The sequence below is a fragment of the Terribacillus sp. JSM ZJ617 genome (genome assembly GCF_044383785.1).
Taxonomy (GTDB): domain Bacteria; phylum Bacillota; class Bacilli; order Bacillales; family Amphibacillaceae; genus Terribacillus.
This window is the reverse complement of sequence record NZ_JBISEQ010000004.1, coordinates 1-23944: the sequence shown is the minus strand read 5'-3', so window position 1 is coordinate 23944 and position 23944 is coordinate 1. Positions and strand designations below refer to the sequence as shown.

Here is a 23944-nt window from a genome sequence, read left to right as displayed (position 1 = left end):
ATCAGATGTTGCACACACTTTCGCGTGAAGCCGATCAAAATCTATTGCATCGCCGCGCGATTATTCATGGTTTTGTTGGTAACGGGATACGTATGCCCTTTTTTACCAACTAAATAATGGATAATGTGCAGGATCTATTTCTCTACAGCAGAAAGAAAAGGCGTTTCAGAGAGAACCACACCCTGCGTGTGGTTTTTTTGTACCCTTTTTTAGAATTTGTCAGAGTCAGACAGTCTTGCTGTCTGGCTTTTTTTTTAGAAAAAGGAGCGGATAACATGTTAATTACATTGAAGGACGTCAAGAAAATCATGGGCGGTAATATATTGTTCGAAAAGCTGAACCTGGAGCTGAAGCCGGGGGAAAAGATTGGTTTGGTCGGTCGAAACGGCAGTGGTAAATCAACGATCTTTAAATTGATCATCGGAACGGAAATATGTGATGGAGGGCAAGTGTTTATACGCAAGCAAGCAAAAATAGGTTATTTAGAGCAAATTCCAGTTGGGCATGCCGGTACTGTGAAGCAGTACTTGATGGGTGCATTCGATGAACTTGCTGCCTTGCAGGAAAGAATGCGGAAATTAGAGGAGCAAATGCTGGATCCGGGAAAAATGGAGAAAGCATTGGCTGCTTATGGAGAGGTGCAAACTGCATTTGCAGAAGCAGGCGGCTATGAAATGGATGCAAACATTACCCGGACAGCAAATGGGTTGCACATTGGACAGCTGCTGGAAGAACCTTTTGCCAAACTGAGTGGAGGAGAGAAAACAAAGGTGGGCTTGGCGTATGTACTCCTGCAGCAGCCAGATTTGCTGCTGTTGGATGAGCCGACAAACCATCTTGATCTGTCAGCTATTGAATGGCTTGAAAACTTTCTGGCAAATTACGCAGGAGCTGTATGCGTCATCTCACATGATCAGTATTTCCTGGATGCAACTGTATCCCGGATTGCTGATTTAGAGGATGGGGAGGTGACTGTTTATACCGGCAACTTCACCTCTTATCTGAAACAAAAGGAAGCGAAGCTCCTGCAAGAATTCGAAGCATACAAGGAACAGCAGAAAAAGATCAAGAAAATGAAGGAAACAATCAAGAGGCTGAAGCTGTGGGCGAATCAGGCAAATCCCCCGAATGAAGGACTGCATAAGCGTGCACGTAATATGGAACGCGCATTGGAGCGGATGGAGAAGCTGTCCAGGCCTAATATTGATCCGGCAAAGATGAGGCTTAAACTTGCTGCAGACGAGCGCAGCGGGGAAGATGTCATCCGTATGGAATCAATAAGAAAGGCCTTCGGTGAACGAGAAGTGCTGCGGGATATCATGCTGCATTTGCGTTATAAAGAAAGGGTAGCTATTGTAGGGGATAACGGCAGCGGCAAGTCGACATTAATCAAAATTGTCCTTGGCAGTTTACGTGCTGACAGCGGAATCGTTAAGATCGGGAGTGCAGTGCAGGTGGGGTACCTGCCGCAGCATCCACTGGAGGATGCGGATCCCGCCATGCGGATGATTGATTATTTCCGAACGGTGATTTCTGTGGCGGAAGCAGAAGCAAGACATATGCTGGCAGCATTCATGTTCTATGGGTACGCGGTGTTCCAGCCGATTGGGCGCTTGAGCGGAGGAGAAAGAATGCGGCTGAAACTTGCCATTTTTATGCATCAAGGTATCAATTTGCTCCTCTTGGATGAACCGACGAACCATCTGGACTTGGAATCAAGGGAGGTTCTGGAGGAGGCTCTGGGGCGTTTTGATGGAACGGTGCTTGGTATCAGCCATGATCGACATCTGCTGAATACCTGTTTTGATCAGACAGCTTACCTGGAAAATGGGGTGCTTCATCGTTATCCGGGTAATTATGAAGAGACAAAAGACCAATGGAAGATAGTTAAACAATAAAAAGCTGCGAGCATTGCTCGCAGCTTTTCTTTATGCTGTCGGAATTCCGCCAGTGATGCTGTATACCTGTGCACTTACATAGCTTGATTCTTCAGACGCAAGGAATACATACACGCTGGCAAGCTCAACTGGCTGTCCTGCACGTCCGGCAGGTGTTGGCGGTGTGTTGGAGCCGAATTCAGGGATGTTTTCCTGCAGCTGTCCGCCGGAAATTTGCAATGGTGTCCAAATTGGCCCCGGTGCAACAGAGTTCACGCGGATTCCTTTATCGGCAATCTGTTTTGCCAGACCTTTTGTGAAACCGATGATTGTGCTTTTCGTAGCTGCATAATCCAGCAGCATTGGAGAAGGATTGAAGCCTTCCACAGATGTCGTCGTAATGATCGAAGACCCCGCTGGCAAATGCGGAAGGGCAGCTTTTGTCAGCCAATAAAGCGGATATACATTTGTTTCAAATGTCGCTTTCAGCTGCTCGGTTGTCAAATCTGCAATGTCCTCTACAGCTTGCTGCTTACCAGCGACAAGTGCAAGGATATCAAGACCGCCTAATTGTTCGACTGCTTCCTCTACAAGCTTATAGTTGAATCTCTCGTTTCGAAGGTCTCCGGGTATAAGTACGGCCTTTCTCCCTTCTGCCTCAATTAGTTCTTTTACTTCTTCCGCATCTGGCTGCTCTTCTGGTAGGTAGTTGATAGCTACATCGGCACCTTCTCTTGCGTAAGCAATAGCAGCAGCACGGCCGATACCGGAGTCACCACCAGTAACCAGTGCTTTTCGTCCTGTCAGTTTTCCGGATCCTTTATAGCTATCTTCTCCGCAATCAGGCTTTGGATCCATATCCTTCTGCAGACCGGGCGGATCCTGATATTGTTTCGGATACGTATCATGGTAATATTGTGTTTTTGGATCTTTTGGCAATTAAGACAGCTCCTTTTCGTTTCGTATATATGCTATTGATACCACGTTTCATTTAAATCAAACTGCATATTCGAAATGTAATGGGTTGCATGAAGAAAAAAGCGGAACTTTCCTGAAAATAGGTTTTAAGTACTAGGTGCGGGGGTAATATTTGGTAGAATGCATTGGCAGGAGACAAAAGGAGAATGCAGATGAGACATCGCAATGTAGAAGTATACATCAGTGATCATTGTAAGCAATGCGAGCAAGTGATGGAGCAGCTTGATAAGTGGAATATTTCTTACAGTGTCAAAAATATCACAAATGCGCCCGCTGTATTGAAGGAAATGCAAGCACATTCCGTTTACAGCACTCCGCTTGTCCTGATCAATGGTGAAAAGGTTCTAGGGTTCCAAAAAAACAAGCTTCAGCAAATGCTTGGGCTTATCAACAGAATGCAGTCCACACGGACACAGTTCAGCTATTGAGCAAAAATCAACGTATCTGCGGTGGTTTTTGCTTTCTTTTTAATGTTGAGAATAACGCCCTTCCTTCGCCTAACATACGATAAAGGAGAAATAGGAAAGGTGTGTGGAGATGTATTATTACGATACGACAGAGCCACGCTCCCATGTACAGCAGCAGATGAGCGATGGCCGGCAGCGTTATTATTACGAACCTGTTTATCAAACCGAGCCTAGAGAGCAATTTAATGATACGATGAATACTCATACATGGATGCAAGCAAATGTAAATATTGGTGATACTAACAGACAGACCGATCCTTATGCCTACAATCCATATCCTCCTGAGTATTTCAGTCAGTGGGGAGGCTGGCAGCAAGCACAGCAAACGCAGCCGCCGCAGCAGGTAACGCCGTATGAGTATTTCAAAAAACCACCTCTTGCGCCGTATTGGCATGCATATGCCCAGCCGACAAATATCCAGCAGCCAAAGCAGCAAGCACAGCTGACAAAAGGGCTGGCAACTTACTTTCAAGATAAGAATGGCCAAATGGATATCAATAAGATGATGTCGACCGTCGGACAGATGGCTTCGACGGTGCAGCAGGTTTCTCCAATCGTCAAATCACTCGGTTCTTTTTTGAAGATACTGAGATAAACAATAAGGAAAGCGAAGATGATCGAATGACAGGAATATTATGTATCCACGGCTTCACCGGTGGTACGTACGAGGTGGAGCCCTTAACTGAGCATTTAATGAATCATACGGAATGGAAAGTGGAAATGGTCGCTCTGCCTGGTCATGGTAAGGCAGATGAGCTGTCCCTCCGCGGAGTCGGTCATAGAGAATGGATCAAGGCTTGTGAGGAAGCATATGAGCGTCTTGCACAAGAATGTACCCAGGTCTATGTGATAGGATTTTCGATGGGCGGAATGATTGCTTCCCATTTAGCCGCCAAATACGGTGCTGACAAGCTTGTCCTGTTATCAGCATCGGGTAAATACCTGAACTGGAAGCTGCTGACGATTGAGGCCTGGCAAAACATGAAAAAGCAGCTGAGCGGCGACATTGTGGACGACTTGACCAAACTGCGGGAAGAGAAAAAAGGGAAAATTCCGTTTCGTGCATTCTGGGAATTCAAGAAATGTGTAGATTATACAAAAAAAGCATTACCTGCAGTTTCCTGTCCCGTATTCATTGTGCAGGGAATTCAGGACAGCATGGTGCCGCATCGTACTGTAAACTATTTGCACAAACATCTTGGCTCCCAGAAGCAGAAAATGGTTCTCTTTGACGAATCGAGGCATCTTCTGTGCCTTGGTCCGGATATCGACCAAATCTGTATGCAAGTGGAGGAATTTCTGCTTGAGGCTTAATATTTGCCGGTGAGTGTTTAAGATCCATCCTAAAGGAGAAAATAGAAACAAAGCTGTGAAAGCCGGTAGGACTGCTGCTTGAAAATAATATAACATTTCCAAAGATCTGTTAGACATTTGGAAGGGCTTTAATGAAAAATATTACACGTATATGTACGTGTAATCATAGATATAGGTAGAATTCGGATAAATAGTGTGTTACTATAATTAAATCCAATGAATGCTTGCTTAAGGCCTCTTCCCAAGCGTGGAGGAAGGCTTTTTTATTGTGTATAACTGCCGTGCTTCATCAGTGAGACTTTTTTTATATAAAGGAGTAATTAGAAATTGACAACATTTAGTTCATTAGGTATTTCGGAACCAATTTTAAAAGCATTAGATAAAATGGGATTTGAAGAGGCTACACCGATCCAAGCCGAGACAATTCCATTCGCCCTGGAAGGAAAAGACGTACTAGGTCAAGCGCAGACTGGTACTGGTAAAACTGCTGCCTTCGGTATCCCGATGATCAGCAAAATCGATCGCTCTAAACGCCAAATCCAAGGTTTGGTTATTGCACCGACTCGTGAGCTTGCTATCCAGGTAGGAGAAGAGCTTCACCGTCTTGGTCAATTCAAAGGAATCCGTACACTTCCAGTATACGGTGGTCAGCATATGGACCGTCAGATCCGTTCACTAAAAGAAGGCCCGCATATCGTCGTTGCGACACCTGGCCGACTGCTTGACCATATCCGCCGCAAAACGATCAATATCAGCAATGTTCACACTGCTGTATTGGATGAAGCAGACGAAATGCTAAACATGGGCTTCATCGACGATATTCGCGAAATTCTTTCCTCTATCCCTGAAGAGCGTCAAACTTTGCTATTCAGTGCGACAATGCCGAAAGAAATCCGTGATATCGGTACGAGATTGATGAAAGACCCTACAGAAGTTAAAGTAAAAGCAAAAGAAATGACTGTAACGAACATCGATCAGACTTACATCGAAGTTCAGGAAAGACAGAAATTCGATACACTTTCCAACTTGCTTGATATCGATGAGCCAACATTGGCAATTATATTCGGCAGAACGAAAAAACGTGTTGATGAAGTGACTGAAGGCTTGCAGGCTCGCGGTTTCCGCGCAGAAGGTATTCATGGCGATCTTACACAAGGCAAGCGTATGTCCGTGTTGAACAAATTTAAAAATGGCCGTGTAGAAATTTTGGTAGCGACTGACGTTGCTGCACGTGGTCTTGATATTTCTAACGTAACGCATGTATATAACTTCGATATCCCGCAGGATCCGGAAAGCTATGTACACCGCATCGGTCGTACAGGACGTGCTGGTAAAGCTGGACAAGCTGTCTCCTTCATCACGCCAAGAGAGATTTCTCACCTGCACTTGATCGAAAAAACAACGAAGAGCAAAATTGCACGCAAAGATGCTCCGACTAACGACGAAGCTGCACAAGGACAGCAGCAGATCGCTATCGATAAAATGATGCGTACGATCGAAAACAAAGATCTAAAAGCATACAACGAAAAAGCAAACGAGCTGATCAACCAGTTCGGTGCTGAAACAGTTGTTGCAGCTGCTTTGAAAATGCTGACAAAAGAGCGTCGTAATACACCGGTTCGTATTACTTCCATTGCTCCAATCAGCGTAAAAGGCAACTTCAAGGACAAAAAGAAATACCGTGGCGGCGGTTCCCGTGGCGGTAATGGCGACCGACGTGGCGGCTATGGCCGTAACAGCAATTCGCGTGGCCGTAACTACCAAGGACAAGGCAAACGCAATGGCAGCGGAGGCGGCGGCTACCGCGGCAAACGCAACAACGATAACTAATTAAAAAAAGACACCTGAAGGGGTGTCTTTTTTTATGGCAAGAGTCTTGGAGTATTATTTCCAAGGCTCTTTTTTCATTCAAAAACGAAACAAATTTCCAGTCGAAACGTATGGTAACCGAAGAGGGGGAAGAAGATGAAGTCACAGCCACGTAATAAAATTGCAGTGAATGCAAAGAAGGTTTGGCGCATCAATGCCAGCCTGTATATGCTGCTGCCAGTCATTGCAGCAGCGGTTCTTACGTTTTTCTGGAATACCTGGTCCATTCCGGATGCTATCATTTATATTGCCTGGGCTATTATCGCCGCTAGCTTGATCTTCTTTATCTGGCTGCTTCCAGCGCTGCGATGGAGAAGGTGGCGTTATGAAGTATTTGAGCAGGAGATATACATACAAAGCGGCATCTTCATTGTTACGCAAACGATTGTGCCAATGATCCGGGTGCAGCATGTCGATACCGAGCAAGGACCGGTGCTGAAGAAATTCGGTTTGGCCACGGTATCTGTCTCAACAGCTGCAACGACACACAATATACCAGCTTTGGCTTTGGAGGAAGCTTTGGAGCTGCGTGACCGTATCGGAATACTTGCTCGTGTGGAGGAAGAAGATGTCTGAACCGAAAAGGATGCATCCAATCAGTATCGTCCTCCGGATGCTGAAGCTCATCAAAGACGCCATTGTTCCACTTGCTATTGCATTTATCGCATTACTGAGGGATATGACTAAGTTATTTTGGTGGAGTCCTTTCGCACTTATTGGGGTTATCTTACTGCTAAGCGGACTGTTTGGATTTTTATATTGGTACCGATTCACATATCGGATGGAAGATGATGAACTCCGAATTGAATCTGGGGTTTTTATAAGGAAAAAGCGTTATATATCCCGACATCGTATCCATTCCGTGAATACAAGTGCAAATATCCTTCACAGACTTTTTGGTCTGGTCAAGCTGGAGGTACAGACAGCAGGTGGAGGAAAAGAGGCGGAAGGGATGATTCCGGCCCTTTCCCAGTTGGACGCTGCGGCGATACAGCAGTTTGTAAAAAGGAAAGGGAATATCGTTCTACAGGAGAATACGGAGGATGCACCGATGCGAGAGGAGCGGAACAGCTATCGGCTCAGTTTCCGCCGCTTGCTAGTCGCTGCTGCTACCTCGGGCGGCACGGGTGTCATTTTCGGGTTCCTTTTTGCAATTACACAGCAAGCAGATGAGGTAGTTAATATAAATATCTATTCTTTTGCTTATGATTGGCTATCGCAGCAGAGCTTGCTTCTATCTATCATTTTTGTCATCGGCAGCTTGGCGTTGACATGGATGGTAGCCATGGTTGGAACGATATTAAAATATTGCTTCTTTGACATAACCAAGCAAGGGAATGAGCTTTCCATACGAAGAGGTTTGCTTGAAAAAAGGGAAATGACCATACCGTTGCATCGAATTCAAGCACTGAAAATAGAGGAAAATATCTTTCGCCAGCCATTCGGATTACTTGCGGTGAGTGCAGAAATTGCAGGTGGAGCAAGTGATGCTGACAAAAATAGTTTTTCCACTGTCCTTTTCCCACTGCTGAAAAAATCTGAGCTCGCTAGTTTTCTTAATGAGCTGTTACCTGAATTTGTAGTGGAGCCGAGCTTTAGGAAGCCGCCGAAGCGTGCATTGCTTCGATATCTATTTCTCCCATCGCTCCTTACTGTTCTAGCAACCGGGGTGCTAGTCTACTTCTTTGGCGGGTACGGGCTGCTGGCTCTTCTGCTCGTCGTAATTATCATTATCTTCGGTATCCTAAGCTATCGGGAGGCTGGTGTGTCCTGGGAGACAGATATGCTTACGATGCGGTACCGGGAGCTGACACGAGTGACTGTCCATGTGAATCGTAAAAAGGTACAGGCTTTCTATGCATCCCAGCATTACTTCCAATCAAAAAAACAGCTTGGTACATTGAAGATTGCTGTTGCATCAGGAGGGACAATGGGAAGCAGATTCAAGGTAAAGCATCTGGAAGAAAAGGATACAAAGGATGCCTCTGACTGGTATTCCTTCCGCAGTTAAAAAGAACCGCACACCATTTGTGCGGTTCAATTCATATAATCGTAGATACCGATAAGCACTAAAGCTGCGATAACAATCCACATGATAACCTTCTTGTTGGTTCGTTTCCCATACGGACGTTTTTTCCAGCGGTCTGCATCAAAGCCTGCATCGTCATCACGCTGGCGAGGTCGTTTGTTTCGATAAATGGAGAAAGGCTTTGCTTTTATAAGAAAGAGTGGGGCTAGTACAAATCCTGCCACAGCTCCAGCTAGATGTGCTGTGAGGTTTATATTTGCGGAAAACAATGACATTACAATACCGACAAGGAAGATGATGACGATCAATTGCGCATTTCCGGGATCTATCAAATGCTTGCGGAAATAAACCATAAACAGGTAAATACCAAACAATCCATAGATTGCACCGGATGCTCCTATATGACTGACAAAGCTGTAAGGATCGAGTACATAAGTCACAGCATTTCCAACAATTCCGGTCAGCAAGTAAAACAGGATGAACTTCAGTTTCCCTAGCATTTGCTCGAGAGCGGGTCCGAATATAACCAGCGAGAAACAGTTGAAAAGCACATGCGAGATGCTTCCGGGTGCGTGCAGGAAGATAGGTGTTACGAGCCTCCAGTATTCTCCGCCAGAGATGAAGAGATTCACACCTGCTCCTAATTGATAGAGGCTGCTTCCGAATTCAGTTGGCAGCAGGCCTGTTATAATCCAAAGCAGCAGATTAACTGCTACGATCAAGCTGATGACAGGATAAGCATATAAATATTCTTTAAAGCTTTCATTTCTGCGGAACAATCCAATCCCTCCTTCATACCTTCTTTTAGCTAACAGCATAGCGTAATCCAATGAAAATTGCTTGTCATAACATCTTATAACTTTCCCCCCTGCTTTTATACATATAGGGTACAATACTCGGTAGAGAATTCAGTTGGAAGGTGGGTTGTGCGATCATGATTAAGGGTATCGGATTAGATATTACAGAATTGGCACGTATCGAAAAAGCGATTATGCAAAGCGAGAGGATCCTGACTAGGATTCTGACAAAATCAGAACAAACACATTATCATTCACTATCTTCAGATAAACGGAAAGTGGAATTTGCTGCTGGACGCTTTGCTGCAAAGGAAGCCTACGCAAAAGCAAGAGGCACCGGTTTAGGCAAATTGGGTCTTCATGATATTGAAATAATGCCGAATGAAGCAGGAGCGCCAGTCCTCAAAGCCAGCGACCAGACAGAGGGGGAGCAGGTTTTCCTGTCGATTACCCATTCGGATGCATATGCTGCTGCGCAAGTGATCATTACGCAGGATAAATAGACTTGTTTGCATATTATGTGGGCCTGTCTCATAAATTGTAGTGCGGGTAGGAGGGAACAGCGTGTATATTGTCACCGCAAAGGAAATGTACGAAGTGGATCGTTATGCAATGGAGGAAATAGGGATCAGCGGCAGCATCTTAATGGAATCTGCCGGCCGTGCCATTGCGGAAAGGATGAAACCGCTGATCGGAACCACGGACAGAATATTAGTCCTATGTGGCTCCGGCAATAATGGCGGCGATGGATATGTAGTAGCCAGGACGCTGCTGAATGAAGGGTATGATGTGGCTGCTGTCCAAGTAGGGCGCAACCTGACAGCCGATGCAGCGATGCATCAGCAGGTTTACGACCGGCTTGGCGGTGAAGTGATGGATGTGGAAGCAGACGCTTTCCAGCCCGCATTGGCTAAAGCGGATATCATAGTGGATGCGATGCTGGGCTTGGGTGTTCGCGGCAGGCTGCGAAGCCCCTATACGGAAACCGTTCAAGCTGTCAATGACAGTGATGCACGTGTTTATGCCATTGATTTGCCTTCCGGTGTACCGGCGGATGATGCCTCGGAATTTGAAGAAGCGATCGAAGCCGATTACACCTTCATCATCGAAGCGCCGAAACCTAGCGCCTTCATCCAGAAAACAGCACCATACTACGGAAAATGGGATACAGTATCCATCGGCCTGCCGGCTGCCTATCTAGGCAGACAAGCCGGTGCCAGAACATGGACTGAAAAGGACGTGAAGCGGTCATTTCCGATCCGGCAGCCTTTTTCCCATAAAGGGACAAATGGCAAAGGATTCCTCATCGGGGGAGGAATTGAAATGCCAGGATCAGTTACGATGTCCAGCATGGCTTCTCTTAGGGCAGGAGCAGGTCTTCTGACTGTCGGAACCTTGCGCCAGGTCATTCCATCTGTATTATCCCACTTGGCAGAAGCGACATTCACTGCTTTGAATGAGGAGAATGGCGTGATAGCCGATACGGAAGACTTGGATGTAAGTGCTTATGATGCAATTGTCGTCGGCATGGGAATGGGACGGAGCGAAGCAACAGCTGCCTTGACGAAACGGGTGCTTGAAGAAGCGGAAGTTCCTGTCCTTTTAGATGCTGATGGTCTTTATCATATCAAATCCGACCTGGAGATCCTTCGGAATAGACAAGCTCCGACAGTTTTGACGCCGCATCCTGGAGAAATGGCCATGCTGCTGGATATGAAAGTGCCGGAACTGCTGGAACGACCATTCGAGCTGGCTCGGAAATTTGCGATAATGCATCAGGTACATCTCGTGCTGAAAGGGGCATACACCATCATCACCGCCCCAGATGGCAGTCAGGTTGTCAATACGACTGGCAACCCTGGTTTAAGTAAGGGCGGAAGCGGAGACGTACTCTCCGGTATCCTCCTTACAATGCTCATGCAGCACGAGGATCCGATGGAGGCAGTTGCAAACGGAGTTTACATCCACGGAAAAGCAGCCGATGTATTGGTCGAAGATTCGCATTCCCAGCAGGACTTATTGGCAACTGATCTTATGAAGGGGCTGGCCAAGGTTTTTCGTACCATTTCCGATTGACGGGGGCATGTTCTCTTTGTTCGCTTTATAGCTGACAAAGGAGTGTGACCATGAAAAAATTTGCTGGTTTGATTGTCTTTGCTGCCTTTTTATTCTTATTAGCCGGCTGCAGTGAAGCCTCTCAGGAAGATGTAGTAAAGAAGCTGGAAGAGACATCAGCTGAGCTGCAAGGCTACAAGGCCGAAGCCACTATGAAGCTGAACACAGGAGAAGAACAGCAAGCCTACGGTATTGACGTGTGGTATCAGAAAGACGACCATTATCGGGTCTTGTTGAAAAATGATACAGATGAGCAGGGCAGTCAGGTGATTCTTCGCAATAAAGATGGCGTATTCGTTCTCACACCTGCTTTGAAGAAAAGCTTCAAATTCCAGAGCGAGTGGCCTTATAACAGCAGTCAGCCGTATTTGTTCCAATCGCTCGTGCAGGATGTTCTGAAGGACAATACTGCGACCTTCGAATCCACAGAAGAGCATTATGTGTTCCAGACGAAAACGACATATCAGAACAATACAACGCTGCCTTACCAGGAAATCTATTTCAACAAAAAAACATATACACCTGAGCTGGTAAAAGTATTGGATAAAGATAAAAAGCCGATGGTCGAAGTAGCCTTCTCCGCATTCAAACTTGATCCGAAGTTCGGTGAAAAGGACTTTGAACTAGAGAACAATATGACTGGATCTCTATCCGGGGTACCAGCTTCTGCAGTACCGGATGAACAGCAAGGATTGACTGTGTTATATCCGACAGAGACGGCGGGGGCTGCACTTGCTGAGGAGAAGGAAGTCAATGCTGACGGGAAGGAACGGGTAATCCTGACATATGAAGGCGAGAAGAGTTTTACATTGATTCAGGAACAAGCGGATGTATCCGAGACTGCTGCAGCCGCAGCGATACCGGCTAGCGGCGAACCAATCAGCCTTGGTTTCACCGTAGGAGCCATTACCTCCTCCAGTCTGACATGGACAAACAACGGCGTCGATTATATGCTTGCCAGTGAGGAATTGACGCGGGAAGAAATCCAGGAAGTAGCGGCATCCATCAATGGCCAGGCTATGAAATAATGAGCAGAAGCAGACGAACCCAGTCTGCTTTTTTGTTTTCCTGCTATAATAGACGGAGGTAAAAATTCTAGGAGATGAATACAAAATGAAGGTCGACCATTTTTATCGGGATTCTTGGGTGGAAATAAATCTCGATCATGTTGAATATAATATAAAGCAACTGGCAGCACATATCGGGGAAGACAAAGGGATTTATGCGGTTGTCAAAGCGAATGCATATGGGCATGGATATGCCCAAGTCGCGCAGGCTGCGCTGAACGCCGGAGCATCGGCGCTGGCGGTCGCTTTTCTGGATGAGGCGATTCATTTGCGAAAAGCCGGCATACAGGCAGCAATCCTTGTGCTCGGAGCAACTCGTGCTGAGGATGCGGCAATTGCTGCAGAGTATGATATTTCGCTTACCTTTTACCGTAAGGATTGGCTGGAGGCAGTGCGTGCCCAAAACTTCCGCAAGCCCCTTCAGCTGCATATGAAGCTGGATACGGGAATGGGGAGATTAGGCTTCCGGACAGCGGAAGAAATTCACTCTGTATTGCCAATGCTTGATGCGCCGTCTTTAACCCTGGAAGGTGTCTATACACATTTTGCAACAGCTGATGAGTCTGATTTGGCGTATTTTGAAGGACAGCGAAGCAAATTTGACGAGTTATTCAAGTCTCTGCGGGAGGAATGGCACCACCCAGTCATCATCCACACAGACAATAGTGCAGCCAGCATGCGTTTTGCTGCGGATGAGTCGGATTTTGTCCGTTTCGGCATCGGCATGTATGGACTTTATCCGTCAAAGACCGTCAAAGAAGAGCATCCGATAGCACTCCGTCAAGCGTTTTCCCTGCACAGTAAACTAGTGCATGTCAAACAGCTTGAAGCGCATGAAGCGGTGAGTTATGGCGCAACCTATGAAACAGATAAACCGGAATGGATCGGGACACTGCCTATCGGATATGCCGATGGATGGATCCGCAAAATGCAAGGGTTCGAGGTACTTGTAGATGGCAAGAGAATGCCGATTGTTGGCAGGGTCTGCATGGATCAATGCATGGTGAAGCTAGATAAAGCCTATCCTACCGGTACCGAAGTTGTTCTCATCGGTTCGCAGCTGGATGCTTTTATCAGCATGGATGAAGTGGCAGACTGGGTAGACACTATCAATTATGAGATTCCTTGCCTTATTGGCGCTCGAATGCCGCGCGTCTATAAACGCTCTGGTCAGATTGTCGAAATCGCCAATGCACTTTCTCCTGGCGAAAGCGTATAATTTTCGGCAGGAAGTCAGCCTTTCTCCCAAGCTTTTTGTTTGAAAAAGGCTTTTTTTATCAAAAAGTTCCGGGGGGTCCTTTGCAAACACATGGCTCGGATGGTATGATGAAAGTGGATTTTTACAGAAACGACCCGAGCGAATTGGTGGAGGTGTATGGTTGTGTCCGAAGGCTTACAAGAAATCGTTGTAAAGCTGCCTAAGAAACTCCTGAATGAGGTGGATGGTTTGATGCAGAACAATAACAATAGTCTCGATCATTTCTTCTATCAAGCGGCTAAGTCATACGTGCAGGAAAGAAAGAATATTCGTGAGACCATGCAAAAAGGGTACATGGAAATGGCACGTATCAATCTAAATATCGCTTCAGAAGCTTTTCAAGCTGAAGAGGAGGCAGAAGTAACGTTAGAGCGCCTTGTAAGCGGGGTGTAGGCCTTTGATCGTTAAAAGAGGCGAAGTCTATTTCGCCGACCTGTCCCCGGTGGTGGGATCAGAACAGGGGGGCGTGCGCCCGGTATTGGTCCTGCAGAATGATATCGGAAACCGATTCAGTCCGACCGTCATCATAGCAGCGATAACGGCACAAATCCAAAAAGCCAAGCTGCCGACCCACGTGGAGATCGATGCCAAGAAGTATGGATTTGAACGGGATTCCGTCATTCTTCTGGAACAGATCCGAACAATCGACAAGCAGCGGCTGACTGATAAAATCACACAGCTGGACCCTCCAATGATGGAGAATATAAATCGAGCACTTGAAATAAGTCTAGGGCTTACAGAGTTCTAGGTATGGAATAGTCCTTGCGTATATAACGTGAGGGCTTTTTATTTTGATTTCAGTCCTATTGGAATTTGGTATATACTAAGAAGAAGTCGCCTTATTGGCAAGGTGGGCGTATTGGTGTTAGATTAAGAGTAGATAATAGTGACCTTGAACATATGACTGCAGCAAATCAGCCTTTGACAAGGTGAACGTTACAATACGGGGGTTTCATGATGGCAAAAAATCTGAAGGAGATTCTGGTTGGAAATAGTAATGATCTGGTTCAAATGTGGCTTGAGGAAGTCGCAGAAAAGCAGAAGGAAGTAGCAAATTCCGCTATTTCACAGGATCTTTTCGAAAACACCAATCGGGAATTCGTCAATATCATTTTCGGCAGTGTCGAGAAGGAGAGTTTGACTTCCGATCTGGACAGTTTTACAGAACGCGTTATTAACTTAGGTTGGCCGCTCAGCTATCTAACGGATGGTCTGCAGCTTTTTAAGCGTGTCGCAATTGAGTTTCTCATTGAACATGAAGAATTGGATGTACCTGTACCAAAGGTTCTGCGTCATGTGGACGAGCTTGTCAATCCAGTGATCAACCAGCTTGTGAATGAGTATTCCGGCAGCTGGGAAAATACAGTTTCACTCCAGCGTGTCGCATTGCAAGAGCTTTCTGCACCGTTGATTCCGGTTATGGACAATATTACGGTCATGCCTCTTATCGGTACCATTGATACCGAGCGTGCAAAATTCATAATGGAGAACTTACTCGATGGAGTGATCAAACATCATGCCGAGGTTGTGCTGATCGATATCACCGGGGTGCCAGTTGTGGACACGATGGTTGCGCATCACATCATCCAGGCGGCAGAAGCAGTGAGACTGATCGGTTCTACTTGTATCCTTGTTGGCATTAGACCCGAGATAGCTCAGACGATAGTGAATCTTGGGATAGATCTTAGTAAGTTCCCGACGAAAAGCTCTCTGCGCAAAGGATTTACAACGGCTCTTGAAATGACGAATCAAATGATCGTACAAACAAACAGCGAAGAACAGACCATAGAAGAGCTGATCGATTCGCTTGATAGGAGTGAACAATCGTGAGAATTCCAATATTGAAGCTGCATAATTACTTGCTGATCAGTATCCAGATTGATCTTGATGATCAGACTGCCATTCAATTCCAGGAAGACCTGCTCAACAAAATTCATCAAAGCGGAGCAACAGGGGTAGTTATCGACCTGACGTCTGTTGACATTATCGATTCCTTTATCGCCAAGGTACTAGGTGATGTGGTGACGATGTCAGACTTGATGGGAGCAAAAGTCGTGCTGACCGGCATTCAGCCAGCCGTAGCAGTAACACTAATTGATTTGGGCATTCATTTGAATGAGGTAACTACGGCATTAGATCTAGAACAAGGATTGATTAAATTGCGCCAGGAACTGGAGGAGTGAAAATGGACTTCAGAACCTGTGTAAATATACAGAAAGAATGGGACATTGTCGGTGCCAGACAATTCGGCCGCGACTTTTCGAAGAAGCTTGGCTTCGGGATTGTTGACCAGGCCCGTATAGCAACTGCTATATCAGAGCTTGCACGCAATATCTACCTGTATGCAGGAAGCGGTAAGATCTGCTTCGATGAGGTGGAGAACGTCGGTTCACGCGGAATTTGCATTGTTGCCATTGATACAGGTCCCGGTATAAAAGATATCAGTCAGGTAATGGAAGATGGTTTCTCCACATCTGGAGGTCTTGGCGCAGGTCTTCCTGGTGTAAAACGCTTGATGGATGAATTCGATATAACTTCAAAGACAGGCGAAGGAACGGAAATCCGCGTCGTTAAATGGGTTCGTTAGAGGAGGTTGATGCCAGGTGGATGCGCTTAAGCTAGATCTGTCACACTATCGTGAACTGCTCAAACAATACATCAATACACAAGACGAGTCTGCCTTATACGAGGCAGAGCAGATAAGTAAACGCTCCATCCAGCATAATATCTCGCTGGAGGAGATCATCAACACGCATATCAATGCGCTGGAAGATATTTATCCTGATCTTCCGGAGAACATTCAGCACTCGATGAGCTTTCTGTTGGAAGTAATGATTTCTTACGGGCTGGCATTGCAGGAATTCCAGGATCTTCGTGAAACACAGCTGGAGATAAAATCGGAAATTTCCGTAGCGGCCAGAATGCAAAATACATTGCTGTCAACAGTGAAGCCGGATGTAGAAGGTTTCGATATCGGAGTTGTCAGTGTACCTGCAAATCAAATGAATGGTGACTATCACCACTTCATCCATCATGAAGATGGTACTGTAGGTATAACGGTGGCTGATGTGATCGGCAAAGGTATCCCGGCAGCATTATGCATGTCGATGATCAAATACGCGATGGAAAGCTTTCCGTCTGAGCATAAAAACCCGAGTGAAATACTGGAAAGCCTTAACCGGGTAGTGGAACGGAATGTCGATCCAAGTATGTTCATTACAATGTTTTATGCACTTTTCAATCCGGCAGCCAGCACAATATCCTATTCATCAGCGGGACATGAGCCAGGCTTCTATTATCATGCTGCTGACGATACCTTTGAAGAGATTCGGGCAAAAGGTGTCGTTCTTGGCGTGACAGATATGGCCCAGTACCGCCAGTATGAAAGGGAGATCCATGCTGGGGATATGGTTATCCTGCTTACCGACGGTGTGACGGAATGCCGTCAAGGAGATCGCTTCATCGAGAGTGAGGAAGTGCTTGAGGTTATCAAGAGCTTTTCCCATCTTTCAGCGCAGGAGTTGGTGGAAAGCGTGTATAAGCATTTTGAAAGACTCCAGGATTTTCACCTGCGAGATGATTTTACATTGATAATTATCAAAAAAGATGTTTAAAAAAAGGACAAACGGGTATTACATAGGAATGGTAACTAGCCCTTAGGAGGTACATGATGAACTTAACTGTTGACGTACAAGAAAAAGAAGGAAAATCAGTAGTTTTATTAGCTGGTGAAATAGATGCGTATACAGCTCCTAAACTGAAAGAGACACTTTTATCCCTTACCGAAAAAGAGGGCAGTAAAGTGGAGGTTAATCTGGAGCATGTTAATTATATGGACAGTACCGGATTAGGCGTATTCGTTAGCGGGTTGAAATCGACAAAAGAAAACAACAGTGAATTGAAGCTCGTACAGCTGCAGGACCGTGTATACCGTTTGTTCGAGATTACAGGTTTGATCGATGTGATCGATGTTGACAAAACAGTACAAGGTGGCTATTAATTATGGAATCTTTCGATTTTATCGAGATTAAAGTACCGGCTAAACCAGAATACGTTGGGGTAATTCGACTGACCAGCTCAGGTGTTGCAAACCGGATGGGCTTTTCCTACGAGGATATCGAGGATTTGAAGGTTGCAATTTCCGAGGCGGTAACAAACACTGTGAACCATGCATATGAGAAAGATGAAGATGGCGAAGTTACAATTGGTTTCGGTGTTTATGAAAATCGGCTCGAAGTCATGGTCGCGGATCATGGCGGCAGTTTCAACTTGGATCAAGTGAAACGGAATATTGGACCATATGAAGCTGCAGAACCCATTGAACAGCTGAGGGAGGGCGGTTTCGGTTTATTCCTGATTGACGCGTTGATGGACAAAGTGGAAATCAATAGCGATTCCGGAGTGATCGTCCTCATGACGAAATACCTTCATGAAAATGGGGTGGGACTAGATGACGACCAAATCTCAACCACACAATAACCGTGAGGATGAGGTTTATAAATGGATAGATCATCTGCAAAAGTATCCCACAGATGAAGAAATCCAAGAAAAAATCGTACTCACATACAAAGATCTTGTCACATCCATAGCGAGGAAATACTCTAAGAACAGTTCCATCCATGAAGATTTGGTTCAAGTTGGAATGCTCGGCTTGCTTGCAGCGATCCGTCGGTATAATCCGGAATTCGGCAAGTCATTCGAATCATTTGCTATTCCGACCATCATCGGAGAAATCAAACGTTTTATTCGTGATAAGACATGGAGTGTCCATGTGCCGCGGCGGATCAAAGAACTCGGTCCGAAAATTCGTAAAGCAATCGACGAGCTGACTACTGATAATCAGAAGTCCCCGACTGTGGCGGAAATTGCTGCTTTTCTGGAAGTGTCCGAGGAGGACATTTTAGAGACAATGGAAATGGGCAAAAGCTACAAAGCATTGTCTGTTGACAGAAAGATTGAAGCTGATTCAGATGGCAGTACTGTAGCGATCCTTGATTTGGTAGGTTCGACGGATAATGGCTACGAAGATATTGACCGCAGAATGCTGCTGGAAAAGGTGCTGCCGATTCTTAGTGAGCGGGAGCAGGAAATTCTTCGCTGCACTTATTTTGAGAATATGAGTCAAAAAGACACAGGAGAAAGACTCGGTATTTCTCAGATGCATGTATCGCGTCTGCAGCGCAGAGCCCTGCGCAAATTACGGGAAGCCTTACAAGCTGAAGGTGCTGACAGCTTTGAGTGATACTTATCTCCATATGGATGTGTCGGCGTTTCAGGAGCCTAAAAAGGGCAACTATTATTGCGGAGATAGTTATTTCTATCACGAATCGGAACATGAATTCATCTGTGTCCTGGCGGATGGTCTTGGAAGCGGAGAATTTGCGAAAGAGTCATCACAGGTTGTAGTAGATGTGATTCAAGACCATGTACACAGCGGAATCGATGAATTGATCAGGAGATCAAACGAAGTGCTGGTAGGGAAACGCGGAGTTGTCCTCGGTATCCTAAAGGTGGATTATCGGGCAGGTACGTATTCCTTCACTAGCATTGGGAATATCGGAATCATGACGATTACGAGCGGCAAAAGGGAACGCTGTATACCAAGCCAGGGTTTTCTTGCAGGGTATCCGCGGAAATATAAAATTTCCCGAGGGATTCTACAGGATGACATGATATTCGTCATGTTCTCTGATGGGGTGTCTGATAACGAGCTTACACAAGACCTTTTCAAAGAAAAGGACGTACGCAAGATACGGGATATGTTCGCTCTTTCCAAACAAAAGCCGCATAAAGATGATATTACTATGATAGCTATGAAATACACGGAATAGGATCGGTACCTGACTCAGGTGCTGATCCTTTTTTTATCTGTCCGCCAATTCTGCTACAATGGACATAGAAGCAGTCAGGAGGAAGAAAATTGGAAGCAACCATTCAAGCCAGACTCATCCAATGGGTCGAAAAAGAAACATCAATTAAGCAATCATCTATTAAGCAGGTCATCAATTTGCTGGAAGAGGGCAATACAGTACCGTTTATTGCGCGTTATCGGAAAGAGCAGACTGGCGCTCTTGATGAAGTTGAAATCAAAGAGATTCAAGATAAATGGGAGTATGCTCAGCAGCTCCATCAGCGGAAGACAGAAGTAATCCGCTTGATTGAAGAACAAGGCAAACTGACAGAAGAACTGAAGCGTGATATTCTGGCAGCTATGCAGCTGCAGCGTATCGAAGACTTGTATCGCCCCTATAAGCAAAAGCGGCGCACAAAAGCTACAATCGCTAAAGAAAAAGGCTTGGAGCCTCTAGCCAAGGGGTTGTATGAGCAAACAATCCAGCACCTTGAAAAAGAAGCCAAAGCATATATCGACCCTGAGAAAGAACTGCAGACGGTTGAAGAAGTGCTGCAAGGTGCAAGTGACATAGTAGCCGAATGGATCAGTGAGCAAGCTGCTTTCCGGGACTATATCCGAGAAAAGACAGAGAAGCAAGGTGTGCTGTTAACGAAAGTAAAAAAGGCAGAAGACGATGAAAAAGGCGTATACGAAATGTATTATGAGTATCAGGAGCCAATTCGTCAGATGGCGTCCCATCGGATATTAGCTGTCAACCGCGGTGAGAAAGAAGGCATACTGCGGGTAACTGTTGAGCCTCCTGCAGATGTCATTCTAGGTTATCTTAAACGGAAAGTCATCAAGCAAAGAACTGCTGCTGATGTGGCATCTATCTTGCAGACAGTCATAGAGGACAGCTATAAGCGTCTCATCCAGCCATCCGTCGAACGGGAAATTCGCTCCATGCTGTCAGAGAAAGCGGAAGAGCAAGCAATTAAAATCTTCTCGGAGAACTTGAAAAACCTTCTTCTCCAGCCGCCATTGAAGGGCCGGGTTGTATTAGGTGTGGATCCGGCTTTTCGCACGGGCTGTAAGCTGGCAGTAATAGATGAGACGGGAAAATTGCTCGAAAAAAATGTCATCTATCCTACTGCACCGCGTCATGATATCAAAGGAGCTGGTAAAGTCGTTGAGGCATTATTGAATAAGTATGATGTAGAACTGATTGCAATTGGTAACGGAACTGCATCACGGGAAACAGAACAATTCATTGCAGATGTAATAAAACAGACGGAAAGCAACGTCGCTTATATAATCGTGAATGAAGCGGGTGCAAGTGTTTATTCTGCATCAGAATTAGCGAGAAAAGAATTTCCGGAACTGCAAGTAGAAGAACGAAGTGCTATTTCCATCGGTCGCAGAGTTCAGGATCCATTAGCAGAACTAGTCAAAATCGATCCAAAATCGATTGGTGTTGGACAGTACCAGCATGATGTGGGACAAAAAAGATTGAATGATTCCCTAGGTTTTGTTGTGGAGACTGCGGTAAACCAGGTAGGTGTCAATGTAAACACAGCTTCTGAATCCTTGCTGCAGTATGTATCTGGATTTAGTAAGACGGTGGCAGCGAATGTCGTGAAGCAGCGGAATGAAATTGGTAAGTTTTCTTCGCGTAAGCAGCTTAAGTCTATTCCTAGGCTCGGCAGCAAGACATATGAACAGAGTATCGGATTTCTGCGTGTCCTGGACGGCGAGGAGCCGCTTGATAGAACGCCGATCCATCCAGAGAGTTATGCTGCCACAAAGCAGCTTCTGAAGCGGCTTGGTGCGGATGTAGTGGATATAGGGACAGATAAACTGCGTGAGAAGCTTGCAGATCTTGATATAGCCGTGATTGCTGCAGAATTGGGCATCGGTGATCTTACTCTCCGGGATATCGTACAAGCCCTTAATCAACCAGGAAGAGATCCGCGTGATGATTTTGATCAACCATTATTGAAGCAGGATGTATTGGCAATGGAAGATCTTAAAGAAGGGATGGAGCTGCAAGGGACTGTCCGAAATGTCGTTGATTTTGGTGTGTTCGTCGACATAGGGGTTAAGCAAGATGGACTTGTCCATATATCCAAAATGTCTAATAAGTTTGTGAAGCATCCGATGGATATTGCATCGGTAGGAGATGTAGTCACTGTTTGGGTAGATAGAGTAGATATTGACAAACAGCGAATTGCACTTACAATGGTGAAGTAACAATAACAGCGAAAAAGCCCCTCTCCCCTCGTGGGACAGGGGCTTTAGCCGCCGTTGGACTGCTGTTTCCGTTTATAAAAGAACCAGCATTGATTCAAAACCTTCAATTGGTTCACGTTTTTAGTAAGGAAAGCTTGTGAAAGTTGATTTTTCAACCAATTAGGCATTCTTTTACCTCCTGCAGCCTATGGATGTCGGAAAAAATGAATGTCTGCAGTATCATATGCATAACAGAAACGGGAGGTGCCTGCGTTAATGAGAGAAATAACAATGGATAATCTGCAGCAAATCGTCGAAGAGATTTCCGTCGCATGGTTCAATCGGCCATTTGTCGATACAGCAAGGTATAACAATAGGCTGCGAACGACTGGAGGCAGGTACCTGCCGGGTAAACGGATAATCGAGATTAATCCGAAGTATTTGCAGGAGCTTGGGCAGGAAGAGACAATTGGAATTATCAAACACGAACTATGTCATTACCATCTTCATATAGAAGGGAAGGGGTACGGTCATAGGGATCCAGAATTCCGCGAGCTCCTTCGGCAGACGAAGTCACCACGCTTTTGTAATATGCTTCCGTCTGTTAAGGAAAAGAAGCTTTTATATTACAGATGTACGAAATGCAAGCATGTGTATAAGCGAAGAAAGACAGTGAATACGCGTAAATATGGTTGCGGTAAATGCGGAGGGACGCTGAAAAAGCTAGAGAATACTGAGTTACTGGAGAAATAAAACAAGAAAGGACAAAAACTTTCAAGAAAAGTGTTGACGTGTTCCGTAATCCATGATAAATTTATTAAGCCGTCGACGAACGGTGCAAGAAAAAATCACGAAAGTGGTTGACACACAGCGAAAGATGTTGTAAGATACATAAGGTCGCTAACAAAGTGATTAAAACTATTCCACAGTAGCTCAGTGGTAGAGCTATCGGCTGTTAACCGATCGGTCGCAGGTTCGAATCCTGCCTGTGGAGCCAATGGAGAAGTACTCAAGTGGCTGAAGAGGCGCCCCTGCTAAGGGTGTAGGTCGTGTAAGCGGCGCGAGGGTTCAAATCCCTCCTTCTCCGCCATCTCAAATGGCCCGTTGGTCAAGCGGTTAAGACACCGCCCTTTCACGGCGGTAACACGGGTTCGAATCCCGTACGGGTCATCGTTTTTCATAACGAGTCTTTAAAGGCTCGGTCCGGTAGTTCAGTTGGTTAGAATGCCTGCCTGTCACGCAGGAGGTCGCGGGTTCGAGTCCCGTCCGGACCGCCATTTATTGGGCTATAGCCAAGCGGTAAGGCAACGGGTTTTGGTCCCGTGATCGTTGGTTCGAATCCAGCTAGCCCAGCTTACTTTTTTTGTTGTGAGCCATTAGCTCAGTTGGTAGAGCATCTGACTTTTAATCAGAGGGTCGAAGGTTCGAGTCCTTCATGGCTCATCTGTTTAAAGTGTGGGTGATCATATAGATCTGCCGATGCTGTGAAACACAGACAGCATTTTTCTTTTGACTTTAAGCGGTCGTGGCGGAATGGCAGACGCGCTAGGTTGAGGGCCTAGTGGGTGAATAACCCGTGGAGGTTCAAGTCCTCTCGGCCGCACCAAAAAAAGTGTTGACAAGTTATGAGTTAAATGATACAATACAAAAGTTGTTCTTAATAAGCGCCCGTAGCTCAATTGGATAGAGCGTTTGACTACGGATCAAAAGGTTAGGGGTTCGACTCCTCTCGGGCGCGCCATTATTTCTCCGGGAAGTAGCTCAGCTTGGTAGAGCACTTGGTTTGGGACCAAGGGGTCGCAGGTTCAAATCCTGTCTTCCCGACCAGTAGTTCCATCCAGCCGAATGAAACATTTAAATATGCGGGTGTAGTTTAGTGGTAAAACCTCAGCCTTCCAAGCTGATGTCGAGGGTTCGATTCCCTTCACCCGCTCCACTATTTCAAACAAACGATATGGGCCTATAGCTCAGCTGGTTAGAGCGCACGCCTGATAAGCGTGAGGTCGGTGGTTCGAGTCCACTTAGGCCCACCATATTGATCTTTGAAAACTGAACAAAACAACCAATTACGAACTAAACGACATGATCGCAAGATCAACGTCAGCTCTAAC

The 23944-nt window shown here is 45.7% G+C and carries 27 protein-coding genes and 11 tRNA genes; 35 read left to right on the top strand and 3 right to left on the bottom strand.

Translation table 11 applies throughout. The annotated features are described in order from the left end of the window. Positions 1 to 5 precede the first annotated feature (5 nt). Complete coding sequence (locus ACH6C1_RS13605; RefSeq protein ID WP_353615327.1) at positions 6 to 113, top strand: RAxF-45 family protein; 108 nt, start codon at positions 6 to 8, stop codon at positions 111 to 113. A gap of 162 nt (positions 114 to 275) precedes the next feature. Further along, positions 276 to 1898: a ribosomal protection-like ABC-F family protein gene (gene abc-f / locus ACH6C1_RS13600; protein WP_374077874.1), complete on the top strand. Its 1623-nt coding sequence runs from the start codon at positions 276 to 278 to the stop codon at positions 1896 to 1898. A 30-nt stretch (positions 1899 to 1928) separates the two neighbouring features. On the opposite strand, the gene ACH6C1_RS13595 is transcribed toward abc-f, so the two are convergent. Continuing rightward, a complete protein-coding gene (locus ACH6C1_RS13595; protein WP_286160785.1) occupies positions 1929 to 2816 on the bottom strand; it encodes an SDR family oxidoreductase in 888 nt (295 codons plus the stop codon). A gap of 191 nt (positions 2817 to 3007) precedes the next feature. Here ACH6C1_RS13595 and ACH6C1_RS13590 point away from each other — a divergent pair, with 191 nt between their 5' ends. The 6 genes from ACH6C1_RS13590 to ACH6C1_RS13565 all read left to right on the top strand — a co-directional run bounded on the left by ACH6C1_RS13590 (position 3008) and on the right by ACH6C1_RS13565 (position 8516). Further along, entirely contained in the window at positions 3008 to 3283 is a 276-nt protein-coding gene (locus tag ACH6C1_RS13590; RefSeq protein WP_374077872.1) for a glutaredoxin family protein, read from the top strand. Positions 3284 to 3392: 109 nt separating this feature from the next. Then, entirely contained in the window at positions 3393 to 3917 is a 525-nt protein-coding gene (locus tag ACH6C1_RS13585) for a YppG family protein (RefSeq protein WP_374077870.1), read from the top strand. A gap of 26 nt (positions 3918 to 3943) precedes the next feature. Beyond that, positions 3944 to 4636, top strand: a complete 693-nt coding sequence (locus tag ACH6C1_RS13580) for an alpha/beta hydrolase (RefSeq protein ID WP_374077868.1) — start codon at positions 3944 to 3946, stop codon at positions 4634 to 4636. A 327-nt stretch (positions 4637 to 4963) separates the two neighbouring features. Then, positions 4964 to 6466 (top strand): degradosome RNA helicase CshA, encoded by a 1503-nt coding sequence (gene cshA / locus ACH6C1_RS13575; protein WP_095224059.1) that lies wholly within the window; start codon positions 4964 to 4966, stop codon positions 6464 to 6466. 135 nt (positions 6467 to 6601) lie between these two features. Then, positions 6602 to 7081 carry a PH domain-containing protein gene (locus ACH6C1_RS13570; protein WP_374077865.1) on the top strand — a complete coding sequence of 160 codons (480 nt, stop codon included), beginning with the start codon at positions 6602 to 6604 and terminating at the stop codon, positions 7079 to 7081. Further along, entirely contained in the window at positions 7074 to 8516 is a 1443-nt protein-coding gene (locus ACH6C1_RS13565; RefSeq protein ID WP_374077863.1) for a PH domain-containing protein, read from the top strand. Before ACH6C1_RS13570 ends, ACH6C1_RS13565 begins: the two co-directional genes overlap by 8 nt. Before the next feature lie 26 nt (positions 8517 to 8542). Here ACH6C1_RS13565 and ACH6C1_RS13560 read toward each other — a convergent pair whose 3' ends face one another. Further along, the gene (locus tag ACH6C1_RS13560; protein WP_374077861.1) at positions 8543 to 9313 is read right to left on the bottom strand and encodes a rhomboid family intramembrane serine protease; all 771 of its coding nucleotides are present in this window, start codon (positions 9311 to 9313) and stop codon (positions 8543 to 8545) included. A gap of 155 nt (positions 9314 to 9468) precedes the next feature. On the opposite strand from ACH6C1_RS13560, the gene acpS reads away from it, so the two are divergent. The 15 genes from acpS (at position 9469) to ACH6C1_RS13485 (ending at position 21854) form a co-directional block, all read left to right on the top strand. Continuing rightward, complete coding sequence (gene acpS, locus ACH6C1_RS13555) at positions 9469 to 9834, top strand: holo-ACP synthase (protein WP_374077859.1); 366 nt, start codon at positions 9469 to 9471, stop codon at positions 9832 to 9834. 61 nt (positions 9835 to 9895) lie between these two features. Further along, positions 9896 to 11407, top strand: a complete 1512-nt coding sequence (locus ACH6C1_RS13550; protein WP_374077857.1) for an NAD(P)H-hydrate dehydratase — start codon at positions 9896 to 9898, stop codon at positions 11405 to 11407. A gap of 50 nt (positions 11408 to 11457) precedes the next feature. Continuing rightward, positions 11458 to 12474 (top strand): LolA family protein, encoded by a 1017-nt coding sequence (locus ACH6C1_RS13545; RefSeq protein WP_095224065.1) that lies wholly within the window; start codon positions 11458 to 11460, stop codon positions 12472 to 12474. 85 nt (positions 12475 to 12559) lie between these two features. Beyond that, positions 12560 to 13732, top strand: a complete 1173-nt coding sequence (gene alr / locus ACH6C1_RS13540) for an alanine racemase (RefSeq protein ID WP_374077855.1) — start codon at positions 12560 to 12562, stop codon at positions 13730 to 13732. A 156-nt stretch (positions 13733 to 13888) separates the two neighbouring features. Further along, entirely contained in the window at positions 13889 to 14164 is a 276-nt protein-coding gene (locus ACH6C1_RS13535; protein WP_038558136.1) for a hypothetical protein, read from the top strand. 4 nt (positions 14165 to 14168) lie between these two features. Beyond that, complete coding sequence (locus ACH6C1_RS13530; RefSeq protein WP_038558138.1) at positions 14169 to 14519, top strand: type II toxin-antitoxin system PemK/MazF family toxin; 351 nt, start codon at positions 14169 to 14171, stop codon at positions 14517 to 14519. A gap of 209 nt (positions 14520 to 14728) precedes the next feature. After that, positions 14729 to 15601 carry an STAS domain-containing protein gene (locus tag ACH6C1_RS13525; RefSeq protein WP_374078596.1) on the top strand — a complete coding sequence of 291 codons (873 nt, stop codon included), beginning with the start codon at positions 14729 to 14731 and terminating at the stop codon, positions 15599 to 15601. Beyond that, positions 15598 to 15954, top strand: coding sequence for an STAS domain-containing protein (locus ACH6C1_RS13520; RefSeq protein ID WP_038558142.1), 357 nt, complete (start codon positions 15598 to 15600; stop codon positions 15952 to 15954). Before ACH6C1_RS13525 ends, ACH6C1_RS13520 begins: the two co-directional genes overlap by 4 nt. 2 nt (positions 15955 to 15956) lie before the next feature. Then, positions 15957 to 16358 carry an anti-sigma regulatory factor gene (locus ACH6C1_RS13515; RefSeq protein WP_038558144.1) on the top strand — a complete coding sequence of 134 codons (402 nt, stop codon included), beginning with the start codon at positions 15957 to 15959 and terminating at the stop codon, positions 16356 to 16358. A gap of 16 nt (positions 16359 to 16374) precedes the next feature. Next, positions 16375 to 17385, top strand: a complete 1011-nt coding sequence (locus ACH6C1_RS13510; RefSeq protein ID WP_374077851.1) for a PP2C family protein-serine/threonine phosphatase — start codon at positions 16375 to 16377, stop codon at positions 17383 to 17385. A gap of 56 nt (positions 17386 to 17441) precedes the next feature. After that, positions 17442 to 17771: an STAS domain-containing protein gene (locus tag ACH6C1_RS13505; protein ID WP_095224069.1), complete on the top strand. Its 330-nt coding sequence runs from the start codon at positions 17442 to 17444 to the stop codon at positions 17769 to 17771. A gap of 2 nt (positions 17772 to 17773) precedes the next feature. Next, on the top strand, positions 17774 to 18250 hold the full coding sequence (rsbW, locus tag ACH6C1_RS13500) for an anti-sigma B factor RsbW (protein WP_038558151.1): 477 nt from the start codon (positions 17774 to 17776) through the stop codon (positions 18248 to 18250). Next, positions 18222 to 19013 (top strand): RNA polymerase sigma factor SigB, encoded by a 792-nt coding sequence (gene sigB, locus ACH6C1_RS13495; RefSeq protein ID WP_095224070.1) that lies wholly within the window; start codon positions 18222 to 18224, stop codon positions 19011 to 19013. The genes rsbW and sigB overlap by 29 nt, the downstream gene beginning before the upstream one ends. Then, on the top strand, positions 19006 to 19602 hold the full coding sequence (locus tag ACH6C1_RS13490) for a SpoIIE family protein phosphatase (RefSeq protein ID WP_286160787.1): 597 nt from the start codon (positions 19006 to 19008) through the stop codon (positions 19600 to 19602). Before sigB ends, ACH6C1_RS13490 begins: the two co-directional genes overlap by 8 nt. Positions 19603 to 19691: 89 nt before the next feature. Beyond that, positions 19692 to 21854: a Tex family protein gene (locus ACH6C1_RS13485; protein WP_374077848.1), complete on the top strand. Its 2163-nt coding sequence runs from the start codon at positions 19692 to 19694 to the stop codon at positions 21852 to 21854. Positions 21855 to 21898: 44 nt separating this feature from the next. On the opposite strand, the gene cmpA is transcribed toward ACH6C1_RS13485, so the two are convergent. Continuing rightward, positions 21899 to 22021, bottom strand: coding sequence for a cortex morphogenetic protein CmpA (gene cmpA / locus ACH6C1_RS13480; protein ID WP_095224073.1), 123 nt, complete (start codon positions 22019 to 22021; stop codon positions 21899 to 21901). A gap of 88 nt (positions 22022 to 22109) precedes the next feature. Between cmpA and ACH6C1_RS13475 the strand changes: the two genes are divergently transcribed. The 12 genes from ACH6C1_RS13475 (at position 22110) to ACH6C1_RS13420 (ending at position 23866) form a co-directional block, all read left to right on the top strand. Continuing rightward, positions 22110 to 22586: a SprT family protein gene (locus ACH6C1_RS13475; RefSeq protein ID WP_095224074.1), complete on the top strand. Its 477-nt coding sequence runs from the start codon at positions 22110 to 22112 to the stop codon at positions 22584 to 22586. 169 nt (positions 22587 to 22755) lie between these two features. After that, positions 22756 to 22830: transfer RNA gene (locus ACH6C1_RS13470), tRNA-Asn, on the top strand. A 2-nt stretch (positions 22831 to 22832) separates the two neighbouring features. Next, a tRNA-Ser gene (locus tag ACH6C1_RS13465) sits at positions 22833 to 22923 on the top strand. An 8-nt stretch (positions 22924 to 22931) separates the two neighbouring features. Next, a tRNA-Glu gene (locus ACH6C1_RS13460) sits at positions 22932 to 23003 on the top strand. 30 nt (positions 23004 to 23033) lie between these two features. Continuing rightward, positions 23034 to 23110: transfer RNA gene (locus ACH6C1_RS13455), tRNA-Asp, on the top strand. A gap of 5 nt (positions 23111 to 23115) precedes the next feature. Beyond that, positions 23116 to 23186 (top strand) — tRNA-Gln (locus ACH6C1_RS13450). 17 nt (positions 23187 to 23203) lie between these two features. Continuing rightward, a tRNA-Lys gene (locus tag ACH6C1_RS13445) sits at positions 23204 to 23276 on the top strand. A 76-nt stretch (positions 23277 to 23352) separates the two neighbouring features. Beyond that, a tRNA-Leu gene (locus ACH6C1_RS13440) sits at positions 23353 to 23439 on the top strand. A 58-nt stretch (positions 23440 to 23497) separates the two neighbouring features. After that, positions 23498 to 23574 (top strand) — tRNA-Arg (locus ACH6C1_RS13435). 9 nt (positions 23575 to 23583) lie between these two features. Then, positions 23584 to 23660 (top strand) — tRNA-Pro (locus ACH6C1_RS13430). A gap of 35 nt (positions 23661 to 23695) precedes the next feature. Beyond that, positions 23696 to 23769: transfer RNA gene (locus ACH6C1_RS13425), tRNA-Gly, on the top strand. 20 nt (positions 23770 to 23789) lie between these two features. Beyond that, positions 23790 to 23866 (top strand) — tRNA-Ile (locus tag ACH6C1_RS13420). Positions 23867 to 23944 lie beyond the last annotated feature (78 nt).